The sequence below is a fragment of the Chitinophaga agrisoli genome, from assembly GCF_008386695.1.
In the GTDB taxonomy this organism is placed as follows: Bacteria; Bacteroidota; Bacteroidia; order Chitinophagales; family Chitinophagaceae; genus Chitinophaga; species Chitinophaga agrisoli.
In genome coordinates this window covers 453,009-464,111 of sequence record NZ_VUOC01000002.1, presented here as the reverse complement: position 1 = coordinate 464,111, position 11,103 = coordinate 453,009, and the positions used below count along the sequence as shown (strand labels likewise).

Genomic DNA, 11,103 nt, shown 5'->3' with positions numbered 1-11,103 from the left:
AGATGAGCGCCCAACCTAAGTTTACGGAAAAGAAGTACCTGACGGTTTTTTTGTTTGTCACCTCCTTGTTCTTTTGCTGGGGGCTGGCGCTTACGCTGGGGGATGTGCTCAACAGGCATTTTCAGCATGTGCTGCATATCTCCAGATCACGTTCCGGCCTGGTACAGCTTTCCTTGTTTGGCGCTTATGCGGTAATGGGCATTCCGGCGGGTATGTTCATGAAAAGGTTTGGGTATAAAAAAGGCATTCTGCTGGGGTTGGGTTTATATGCCCTGGGCGCATTCCTGTTTATCCCGGCAGCAGCGGATGCTTCTTTTAACTTTTTCCGTTTTGCGCTTTTTGTGCTGGCCTGCGGCCTGGCTACGCTGGAAACAGTGGCGCACCCGCTGATAGCGGTATTGGGTGACCAGCGGACCAGCGATCAGCGGATCAATTTCTCACAGTCCTTTAACGGGCTGGGAGGGGTGATTGGTCCGGCTATTGGCAGTTATTGCATCCTGAAAGCAGGGCAGGCGCATTCCAATGATCTCATGGCGGTGAGGGATCTGTATATAGCCATAGGCATAGCCATCAGTTTACTGGCAATTGCCTTCCTGTTTATTAAGCTACCCGCTCTACAGGAAGAGCAGCCTGTTACGGAAACGCCGGTGCCGGTTAAACCACTGATCAAACAAAAACATTTTGTTTTTGCGGCAATTGCGCAGTTCTTTAATGTAGCCGCGCAGGGCGGCACCTGGGCTTATTTCATCAACTATGGTCATGATGTAATGGGGATGAGTGACGAGCAGGCGGGCTATTTCTTTTCTTTAAGCATTGCGATGCTGATGTTGGGCCGCTTTGCCGGCACGGCGCTCATGCGCTTCATCGCTCCATATAAGCTGCTGGCCATATTTGCCGGTATGAATATCCTGATGTGTATTATCGTAGCGGCGGCGTTAGGCTGGATCTCTTTTGTAGCGCTGATCCTGATCAATTTCTTTTTTAGCATTATGTTCCCGACAATATTCAGCTTAGGGCTAAAGAACCTGGGACAATACCGGCAGCAGGCCTCTTCCTTTATTGTAATGGGCGTGGTAGGCGGTGGATTGTTTCCCCCGTTAATGGGCCTGATAGCTAACCATAATGTAGCCGCGGCCTATTACCTGCCTATCATCTGTTACCTGGTGATACTGCTGTATGGGTATAGCTATAAGCGGCTAGCCGCTGGATTTTAATTTATTTTTGAGCCTAAATCACAACATGTGAAGAAAATAAGAATCAAGGATATTGCCAAAGACCTGAACATATCCAAGACGGCTGTATCTTTTATCCTGAACGGGCGGGCCCAGGAAAAGCGGATCAGCGAGGAGCTGGTGGAGCGGGTGGAGAAATACATCCGCGAAGTGGGTTTTCGTCCAAGCCCCATTGCCCAGAGCCTGCGGACCGGTAAATCCAATATCATTGGGTTGATGGTGGAAAGTATCTCTGACCCCTTCTTTGCAACGATTGCCCGCCTGATTGAAAATAACGCCTATAAAAAAGGGTATAAGATCATTTACTGCAGCACCGATAACGATACGGAAAAAACCAAAGAGCTGATCAATGTATTACGGGAGCGTAATGTAGATGGGTATATTATTTCCCCGCCTCCCGGTGTGGAAAAGGAGATGAACGAGTTGATCAAAGCAGGCATGCCCGTGGTGATGTTTGACCGTTACCTGCCAAAAGTAAAAACGGACTATGTTGTGATCGATAATGAATTCAGCGCGGAGAATGCTACCCGTTACCTGGTTAAACAGGGTTTCCGGAATATTGGTTTTATTACCTTCTCATCTACCCTTACGCAGATGAAAGGCCGTTTGAAAGGCTACAGGACCGCGCTTAAAGAAGAAGGCCTTAAACCTGCTGTAATGGAGATCGATTTTACGCCGGAAGAGAAAGTAATGGTGCAGGCGGTACGTGATTTCCTGGTGGCCAATCCACAGCTGGATGCAGTGCTGTTTGGCGCTATCCAGGCGGGATCATGTGGTTTAAAGGCCATGACCCAGCTAAAGCTGAAAGTACCACAGGACCTGGGGGTTATCTCTTTTGATGACCATGATATTTTTGAATTGTTTTCTACACCCGTCACGGCTATTACCCAGCCTATTGATAAAATTGCCCACCGTGTGATCAGCCTGTTGCTGGACCGGCTGGATGCCGCGCATGCCACCGCGCCTCCAAAGGAGATCGTGCTAAAGACAAAGCTGAAGATCAGGGGATCATCGAACCCTATGCACTCATCCAAATAATTCCGTGTTTTACATGAGTAAACTATTTTCCGCGCTACTGGCGCTTTGCAGTTTTTTGCTGACGCAATGCAGCTACGCTCAATTTGCCACTGCTGATCCGGTGGGCAGGCCCTGGAATGCCAATTGGATTGCAGCGCCTAATGATCCCGGCACGGGGTATGGGGTATATTATTTTAGGAAAAATATAGACCTCGCGGCTAAACCGGCCAGCTTTATCATCCATGTATCCGCTGATAACCGGTATAAGCTATATGTAAATGGTACATTGGTATCCTTAGGACCGGCGCGCGGAGATACTTATTACTGGAACTATGAAACGGTGGATCTTGCGCCCTACCTGACAGCAGGTAAAAATATGGTGGCGGCGCTGGTATTTAATGAGGCAGAGAACCGTCCGGAGGCGCAGATCACGGTAAGGACGGCTTTTATTATACAGGGGAATACGCCTGCGGAAGAGATACTGAATACCAACAACACCTGGAAATGTATCCGGGATAACGGATACCAGCCAGTTACGGGCTTTTTTGCCGCGAGCACCGGCGAACTGGTGGATATGAATCAATCCGTTAAGGGTTGGACCGTGCTGGATTTTGACGATAGCAGCTGGCCGATGGCGGCTAATTTGTTCCAGGGGCATTTGAAGGGCGGGTCTGATGGATTTGGCTGGATGCTGGTGCCTTCCTCATTGCCCCAGATGGAAATGACGGATGAGCGGATACCTGCTATGCGTAAGGCGGCTGGTATTACGCTGCCTGCTGGTTTTCCCGCCACTAAAACCACGGTTACTATTCCGGCTGATACGACCGTTTCTTTTCTGTTGGACCAGACCCATTTGACCAATGCGTATATCCACTTAAAATTCAGCAAGGGTAAGAACGCCGGTATTTCCATGCGGTATGCGGAATCGTTGTATGATGATCTTAAAAAGTATGGCGATCGTAAAGGCAACCGCAATGATGTGGATGGTAAGGACTTTAAAGGCCGGAAGGATAGCGTTATCTCTGATGGCAGCACCGGGCAGTCTTATACTACCCTTTACTGGCGCAGCTTCCGGTATATACTGGTAACCGTGCATACGCAAGGCGAGCCGCTGGTGATAGATGATATTTCCGGTACGTTTACCGGCTATCCTTTTAAATTTAATGCTGCCTTTAATACCGGTAATACGGAGATAAAAAAGATCCTGGATATAGGCTGGCGGACCGCCCGGCTGTGCGCTATGGAAACGTATTTTGATTGCCCGTATTATGAGCAGCTGCAGTATATAGGGGATACGCGCATACAGGCTATGATCAGCTACTACAATAGCGGCGATGAACGGCTGGCGCGTAATGCCATCAACCTGATGGATCATTCCCGCACCACCGAAGGGGTAACCCAAAGCCGCTGGCCTACACATAGCACGCAGATCATATCTACTTTTTCTTTGTGGTATGTAGGTATGCTGCATGATTACTGGATGTACAGGGCTGATAGTAATTTCATTAAAGATAAGCTGGTGGGCGAACGGGTTGTGCTCGATTTTTTTAATAAATACCAGGGGGCTGATGGGTCAGTAAGAGGATTACCCTATTGGAATTTTATAGATTGGGTAGGAGGGAAAGGATGGGATTTTGCCATGCCGCCAAAAGGTACTGATGGCGCGTCTGCGATCCTTGATCTGCAATTGTTGATGGCTTATCAATGGGCGGCTGAATTGGAAGGGGCAATGGGTATGCAGGCATATGCTGCGCTCTATCAACAAAGAGCATCGCAACTGCAGCGGACTATCCGCGCCAAATATTGGAATGCTGCCAGGAAACTGTATGCGGATACAGATCAAAAAGATGTATATTCCCAGCATGCTAATGCGCTGGCGGTATTGGCCGGGTTGGTGAATAAGCAGGACCTGCCGGAATTGTGTCAACACCTGTTGCAGGATAAATCCCTGACCCAGTGTACTATCTATTTTAAATATTATCTGCATCAGGCATTGGCAAAAGGAGGCTTGGGAGATGATTATCTGAAATGGTTAGATGTATGGCGGGATAATATAAAAATGGGGTTGACTACCTGGGCGGAAGTTTCTGATCTGCCTAATAGCCGGTCTGATTGTCATGCATGGGGGGCTAGTCCGAATATTGAGTTTTTCCGGATGGTGCTGGGGATTGATAGTGATGCGCCGGGGTTCAGGAGGATTAAAATAGAGCCGCATTTGGGGGAGTTGAAAGCGGTGAGTGGGGAGATACCGCATCCGGCTGGGAAAGTGGCGGTGGCGTACGCGTTGGAAGGAGGGAAGTGGAAGGTAAAAGTGGTTTTGCCGGAGGGGATTACGGGAACGCTCGTATGGAAAGGGAAGAAGTATGGGTTGAAGGCGGGGGAGAATAGGTTGGAGATTTGAGGAGGTCAAAACGCCTCCCGCTTTCTTATCAACCATCCTTCAACACCATAACACACCACCGCGGCAATACTCCCTAACGCAGCCCCGGCCAATACATCACTGGGATAATGTACCCCCAGGTCAATCCTGGAATAGGCCACCAGGATGGCCCATAGATACACAACAACCGTCACATACCAGCGGCGAAAAACAAGACTCAACACGCCAGCCGTTACAAACGCATCTGTTGTATGGCCAGATGGAAAAGACGGGCTGCCTCCGCTTGTCATCTTTTCTATAAAGTGATAAGTGGCAAATGGCCGCGGCCTATTCAATATATATTTTAATGCATTACTTGTCAGCGCGGTAGCCAGATAGGCAATCAAGCCATACACCCCTGCTTTCCGTAAGCGCGGAATGCACAGTAAGATCAACGGCGTTAGCATACCTACTGCACCTGCAGTATCGGTAACCAAGTTGAAAAAAGCATCCAATGAATGGATCCGCGATAAATTTATGAGGATCAACACATTCACATCGATATCCTGGAAAAAAGGTATATGCACAACAGGTAAAAGGCTTACAAGGAAGCAAGCCGTAAGCGCACCAAGCAAAACTGGATTTCTGTAAGTATGCATATCTTGATCTGACATTACCATACAAACTTATCAGCCAATTCTGGAGAAATTCTGGAAATGTCATGTCCCCGCTTCAAATCACGTCAAAAACCCTTTTCCTCAACATGCCGGTATTATATTTCGCCCAGGCCACGTTAAGAGCGTTCTTAAACAAGTCGCCTTTTTTCTTAACGCGCTCGCCGGTATTGAAGATCGTAAACTGTTTTGGATCAAGCCCTTTCCTGACCTCCGCCCAGCTCAGTGGCGTAGATACCGTTGGGATCGAATTCGGCCGTACGGTATACGCAGCAGCCAGGGTATCGGCATAATCATTCTGAGAGGGGTCGATAAAAACCTTGCTGCCTCTTTGGGATCTATTCACATTGGTAGTTGCGATGCGGGGAACCAGCGCCAGGACCTCCTGACCTATTGTTTCGGCGGCCCGCCGTGCCTGTTGGTAGCTAATACCGGTAACGGGTATGTAGATATGCAATCCCGTTTTGCCGCTGGTCTTTACAACTGTTTTGAGCTTCCATTTGGATAAAACTGTTTTTGCCGCCCGCGCAACTTCGATCACTTTTTCAAAATCGTTGCCGGAGGGGTCCAGGTCAATATTTACAAAATCTGGCGCTTGCGGCGTAGCGGTTCTTGACATCCAGGGATTAACATCAATACATCCCAGGTTGATCATGTACAGCAGGGTTGCCTCATTATTGCAGACAAGATAGTCTATAACGGGCCGTGTGCCCGCTTTCTTATGCCGCCGTTTGTCCTGGAAGATATCAGCGCAGACGGGCTGGCGGCCTTCCATGTCCTTGATGTACAGATCGGGCGCCATGGCGCCGCGGGGTTTGATGTGCAGGGACAGCGGCCGGTCCTTCAAATAGGGCAGCAGGTATGGCGCTATGCTATGATAATACTGGATCAGATCAGCTTTGGTAACATCTTTCCATACCTGCCGGTCAATATTGTTGATCTTGATAGTACAGCCGTCAATATCAAAATCAGCTTCGTTCTCAATAGGGATCGCTTCCAGCTCTGGCCAGTTGCTTCCGGCCATGGTGGGCTTTTTTTTTGACCGCTGGCGGTCTTTTAATGATCCGTCGCTATTGCGGTTACTTTCCCACCTGGCGGCAGTTTTGCTGGCGGCCATCTGTTCGATCGTCTTTTTTGATACAACAGATGTATCTTTTTCGGTGATATCTGTTTTCCTTGCGTAGCGGTCCTTGTGTTTGATAAGCAGCCACGCGTTCTCACCGCGGCCCTGCGTTCGTACCAGCGCAAATTCGCCTTTCAGCTTATGGCCGTGCATCCTGATCTTTAATGAACCGCCGAAGAAGCCTTTGAGCAGGATCTTTTCCTGTTCTTTTTTTGTTAGTCCTTTTTCAAGCGGTTCGTAGGCGCCTTCATCCCATATGATAACTGTTCCGGCGCCATAGTTTCCTTCCGGAATGATACCTTCAAAATCCTTATAATCATAGGGATGATCTTCAACAAGCATGGCCAGCCGCTTCACCTCCGGGTCAAGTGAAGGGCCCTTTGGCACCGCCCAGCTCTTCAATACTCCACGCATCTCCAGTCTGAAATCATAGTGCAGGTGGGAGGCTGCATGCTTTTGTATTACAAAATGCAGTCCGCCGTCGTTTGCTTTTCCGCCGGTGGGCTCAGGTGTTTTGGCGAAGGTGCGTTTTTGTTTGTATTCCTGCAGTCCCATATGGCAACATCCCAAAAAATCATGCCTGTGCAGTACGGAGAGGCAGCTGGCATGAAATTTAGGCTTCTCTTTAAAGCGGGTTTACCAGACAGGTTCAGCAGTTGCGTAAATTGTCTTATTCAAATAACTAACAACTTTACATGATAGAAGATCTGAATAGATTTATAAAGGCCCAGGAGAGCTCCTACACCGCTGCGTACGACGAAGTGCTGGAGGGTAGAAAGTGGGGACATTGGATGTGGTATATTTTCCCCCAGTTTAAAGGCCTTGGTTTTAGCGAAATGTCCAGTTACTATGGTATAAAGGATCTGGAGGAGGCGGCCAGTTATTTGAATCATCCTGTATTGGGCCAGCGCCTGATCAGTATTTGTCAGGCGTTGTTGACTCATTACAATAAAACTGCGCACGAGATCTTCGGTAGCCCGGACGACCTGAAACTTCGCTCCTCAATGACCCTTTTCGCCAGTGTTGAGGGGGCTGATAAGTGTTTCCAGGATGTACTGGACAGGTTTTACCTGGGTGAAAAAGATTCAAAAACATTGGATTTGCTGCAAGTATAACAACCATGACAGCCTAAAATATCTGCTCATTTAATATCCAACAGGGAAATAAGCCGGCAGTTTGAGCTATTTGCAGAACTGTTATTACTACACGGACAGGATGAACGGCTTTCGCATTTACTTTCCGGCGCCGCCTACCGGCTTCGTAACCTTTCAACAAAAAGGCTACCAGTATTGTGTTATTTCCGACCATTCAAAAAATGCGCATTATGCCGGCGGCCTGAAAGAGCCGCGATCTGGCGGGTTACCAAAATGAATAGCTGCCGAAACCGCTATGGCATGGTTTTTATTGTAGGAATTAAAACCAGGTATTATAAGGACCGGCAAGTGCATAAAAATGGCTGTAAGAACTACGGCAGAGGCTGTCACCGCCTATGACGCCACCAAGTTGACGAACTTAGCAAACCGCATGGCATATGGACGATATGGTAAGGAACACGTTATATTCATCTCAGCCCACATTAATCTCTATGGCGAAAGAAAGTAAGCAAATAGTTTTAATGGTGGATGATGACCCGGATGATCAGGAAATCCTTATTATGGCATTGAAGGAAGTTGATAAAGACATTGTTTGTACTGCGCTGAGTGACAGCCTGGAGGCCATGGATAAATTAAAAAAGGATGTTTCATTTGTACCGGACTACATCTTTCTGGATCTTAACATGCCTAAGCTGAATGGCCTGGAATGCCTGTCACAGATCAAACAGCTGGATCATCTGAGAAAATCCAGGGTAATAATGTACTCCACATCAGGCGAAACAAAAATAATTCAAAAATGTAGCGAAATTGGCGCGGCCCATTACCTGGTTAAACCCACCGGTTTTTCCTCGTTAATAGAGGCGCTTGTTTCAATCTTTAAACATAATTGATGAGCTCAATTGATAATATACCACATTTTGCAGGAGCGGGCCCAAAAATGGTCACTGAATTACAAGATTATGCGATCATCCTTTTGAATGTTAATGGAGATGTTATAAACTGGAATGTAGGGGCTGAAAGGATCAAGGGGTACAAAACGGACGAGATCATTGGAAAGAGCTTTAGACAGTTTTACATGCCGGCCGACCAGAGAAATAAACTTCCGGAAAAATTAATTGAGAAAGCGAAGCAGCATGGTAACGTTACGCATGAAGGGTGGCGGATGCGGAAAGACGGCAGCAGATTCTGGGGAAGCACGGTAATAACAGCACTTCATGACTCGCACGGAGCTATTGTCAATTTTACGGAGATCACACGTGATCTCACCGCTAAAAGAGATACGGACTATGAGCTGAAGACAGCTGCAGAAACGCTCGCAAAAAGAAATGAAGCCCTGCGGAAAAGCGAAGAGCAATACCATAAAATGGTCAGTGAAGTGCGGGATTATGCCATTATCCTGTTGAGTCCCGACGGGGATATCATGAGCTGGAACCTGGGAGCCGAAAGGATCAAAGGATATAAAGCGGAAGAAATAATAGGGAAAAATTTCCGCATATTCTATCAATTACAGGACAGGATCGATGGCCGTCCTGACAGGCTCAGGCAGCAGGCCATCGACAACGGATCAGCTGTGGACGAAGGATGGCGGGTTAGGAAGGACGGTAGCAGGTTCTGGGGAAGTATTACGATAACAGCGCTGCACGCCGACGATGGATCCATTATTGGTTTCTCAAAGGTTACCCGTGACCTGACCGAAAAAAAGAATCTGATAGATGACCTGCAGCAGACATCAAGCGAGCTTCAGCAACGCAATGACGAGCTGCAGAAGAGTGAAGAACGTTATCATCAGATGATAGCAGAAGTACAGGATTACGCCATTATCCTACTGGATGAAAATGGTAACATACTTAACTGGAATGCCGGTGCGGAAAAAATAAAAGGATACAAAGCAACGGAGATCATAGGGACCAACTTCCGGATATTTTATACGGATAAGGACAAAGCGGAAGGATTACCTCAAAAGCTCATAAACCAGGCAATCACTACCGGAAAAGCCACCCACGAGGGGTGGAGGGTAAGAAAGGACGGTAGCAAGTTCTGGGGTAGCATCACAATAACTGCCCTCCATGACCTGAATGGTAATATTTTGGGTTTTTCAAAGGTGACAAGGGATTTGACTGAACGTAAACTTGCAGATGATAAAATGCGGGAATACATAATAATGCTGGAAAGGCAAAATCTGGAATTGGAGCAGTTTGCCTATATAGCCTCCCATGACCTGCAGGAACCCCTGCGTAAGATTCAGACATTTGCAGACATTATTCAGCACAATCTGCATGACAAAAAAATGATGGAACGCTATTTTGAGAAGATCAAAATATCAACCGCAAGGATGAGGGCGCTTATCAATTCATTACTGGATTACAGCCGCCTGGGAAAAGAGAAAGGAAATAAGATCTATACAGATCTCAATATGGTACTTGAAACGGTGCTTTTTGATTTCGAACTGTTGATCCAGGAGAAGCACGCAACAATCATCAACGATCCGCTTCCGTCCATTGAGGTTTATCCCGATCAGATCACACAGTTGTTTGCAAACCTGATCGGAAATGCGTTAAAATTCAGCGATAAAAAACCCCTTATCCAAATCAAATCTCAGCTGGTGGCTAAACAGCAGCTACAAAGCCCTCCTGAACATCTTACGAAGAACGAGTATATAGAGCTGTCATTCCAGGATAATGGGATAGGATTCGATTCAGAGCACGAGGAGCTTATTTTCTCTATCTTTCAACGGCTACATGGGAGGTCCCAATACGAGGGCACTGGTATCGGTTTGTCCATATGCAGAAAGATAGTTGAAAGCCATTCCGGATTTATAAGGGCAAAGGGTACGCCGGGAAAAGGGGCATGCTTTTATGTATATCTACCCGTAAAGTAGTGGGGAAACAGTAATATAGTACACTTATTCCTAAGAAATAAAGCACCCTGGCGTTAAGCCAGGGTGTATATAGATAAACTATCCTTCGTTTACTTCGCTCATTGCGATTTCAGTAAGCTTGCTATCGGTGTCTTTTTCCTCGGCAAGGGTTTCTGCAAGAAGGTTTGCCGCTTCTGTGTGCTCCATTAGCTTAGCATAGGTTACCAAACAACCATAGCTTGCGATCTCGTAGTGTTCTACCTTTTGGGCTGCGGAGATGAGCGCTGCATCGAGTACATTGCTTTCTTCAAAATTTTCAATTATTTCATCCGCTTCCCCCAGTAAACCTTCCATTGCCCTACATTTTTTTGCCCGCGCCGGCGAACCAACGGACTCAAAGGCCGCTTTTAAACGTTCAATTTGCCCTTCTGTTTGAGTGTAGTGTTCTCCAAAAGCGCTTTTTAGCGAAGGGCTGGTGGCTGCCTTTTCCATCTTTTTGAGACCTTTCAGCAATTGTTTTTCCGCTCCGAGAATGTCACGAAGCTCATCTATAAATAACTCATGCAAGTGTGCATTGGGCATCACTGCTTCTTTTGTTTTCGTTGATGTAGCCATGATTTGTGCTTTTTAGATGTCAGGCCAAATTCATGCCAGCACAGGAGGGGATGTTTTAAGCTGTAGATATATGCAGGCCCGGCATATTAACGTCACTTACAAGGCTTTGATGTGGAACTATTTCAACAGGTT

Annotated in this window: 9 protein-coding genes; 6 read left to right on the top strand and 3 right to left on the bottom strand. The window is 47.1% G+C overall.

The window, feature by feature from the left end; genetic code table 11:
- Positions 1-2: 2 nt before the first annotated feature.
- From fucP to F0L74_RS09240, 3 genes are read left to right on the top strand one after another with little or no spacing between them, the layout of a single operon-like run.
- On the top strand, positions 3-1,214 hold the full coding sequence (gene fucP, locus F0L74_RS09250; protein WP_149837576.1) for an L-fucose:H+ symporter permease: 1,212 nt from the start codon (positions 3-5) through the stop codon (positions 1,212-1,214).
- 27 nt (positions 1,215-1,241) lie between these two features.
- Positions 1,242-2,270, top strand: a complete 1,029-nt coding sequence (locus F0L74_RS09245; protein WP_149837575.1) for a LacI family DNA-binding transcriptional regulator — start codon at positions 1,242-1,244, stop codon at positions 2,268-2,270.
- Between the two features lie 13 nt (positions 2,271-2,283).
- On the top strand, positions 2,284-4,650 hold the full coding sequence (locus F0L74_RS09240; protein WP_149837574.1) for an alpha-L-rhamnosidase-related protein: 2,367 nt from the start codon (positions 2,284-2,286) through the stop codon (positions 4,648-4,650).
- 5 nt (positions 4,651-4,655) lie between these two features.
- Here F0L74_RS09240 and F0L74_RS09235 read toward each other — a convergent pair whose 3' ends face one another.
- Positions 4,656-5,282: a phosphatase PAP2 family protein gene (locus F0L74_RS09235; protein ID WP_188315933.1), complete on the bottom strand. Its 627-nt coding sequence runs from the start codon at positions 5,280-5,282 to the stop codon at positions 4,656-4,658.
- 58 nt (positions 5,283-5,340) lie between these two features.
- On the bottom strand, positions 5,341-6,960 hold the full coding sequence (locus tag F0L74_RS09230) for a non-homologous end-joining DNA ligase LigD (protein ID WP_149837572.1): 1,620 nt from the start codon (positions 6,958-6,960) through the stop codon (positions 5,341-5,343).
- Between the two features lie 140 nt (positions 6,961-7,100).
- On the opposite strand from F0L74_RS09230, the gene F0L74_RS09225 reads away from it, so the two are divergent.
- The 3 genes from F0L74_RS09225 to F0L74_RS09215 all read left to right on the top strand — a co-directional run bounded on the left by F0L74_RS09225 (position 7,101) and on the right by F0L74_RS09215 (position 10,377).
- Positions 7,101-7,520, top strand: a complete 420-nt coding sequence (locus tag F0L74_RS09225) for a DUF1810 domain-containing protein (protein ID WP_149837571.1) — start codon at positions 7,101-7,103, stop codon at positions 7,518-7,520.
- Positions 7,521-7,936: 416 nt separating this feature from the next.
- Positions 7,937-8,389, top strand: coding sequence for a response regulator (locus F0L74_RS09220; RefSeq protein ID WP_149837570.1), 453 nt, complete (start codon positions 7,937-7,939; stop codon positions 8,387-8,389).
- Positions 8,389-10,377 (top strand): PAS domain-containing sensor histidine kinase, encoded by a 1,989-nt coding sequence (locus tag F0L74_RS09215; protein ID WP_149837569.1) that lies wholly within the window; start codon positions 8,389-8,391, stop codon positions 10,375-10,377. The genes F0L74_RS09220 and F0L74_RS09215 overlap by 1 nt, the downstream gene beginning before the upstream one ends.
- 78 nt (positions 10,378-10,455) lie before the next feature.
- Here the strand turns inward: F0L74_RS09215 and F0L74_RS09210 are convergent, their stop codons facing one another.
- A complete protein-coding gene (locus F0L74_RS09210) occupies positions 10,456-10,971 on the bottom strand; it encodes a YciE/YciF ferroxidase family protein (protein WP_149837568.1) in 516 nt (171 codons plus the stop codon).
- Positions 10,972-11,103: the final 132 nt, after the last annotated feature.

Bases quoted from the DNA above. Each gene is read 5' to 3' on its own strand.
- fucP (WP_149837576.1), top strand. From the start codon at position 3: ATGAGCGCCCAACCTAAGTTTACGGAAAAGAAGTACCTGACGGTTTTT.
- F0L74_RS09240 (WP_149837574.1), top strand. From the start codon at position 2,284: ATGAGTAAACTATTTTCCGCGCTACTGGCGCTTTGCAGTTTTTTGCTG.
- F0L74_RS09235 (WP_188315933.1), bottom strand. From the start codon at position 5,282: ATGTCAGATCAAGATATGCATACTTACAGAAATCCAGTTTTGCTTGGT.
- F0L74_RS09230 (WP_149837572.1), bottom strand. From the start codon at position 6,960: ATGGGACTGCAGGAATACAAACAAAAACGCACCTTCGCCAAAACACCT.
- F0L74_RS09225 (WP_149837571.1), top strand. From the start codon at position 7,101: ATGATAGAAGATCTGAATAGATTTATAAAGGCCCAGGAGAGCTCCTAC.
- F0L74_RS09220 (WP_149837570.1), top strand. From the start codon at position 7,937: ATGGACGATATGGTAAGGAACACGTTATATTCATCTCAGCCCACATTA.
- F0L74_RS09215 (WP_149837569.1), top strand. From the start codon at position 8,389: ATGAGCTCAATTGATAATATACCACATTTTGCAGGAGCGGGCCCAAAA.
- F0L74_RS09210 (WP_149837568.1), bottom strand. From the start codon at position 10,971: ATGGCTACATCAACGAAAACAAAAGAAGCAGTGATGCCCAATGCACAC.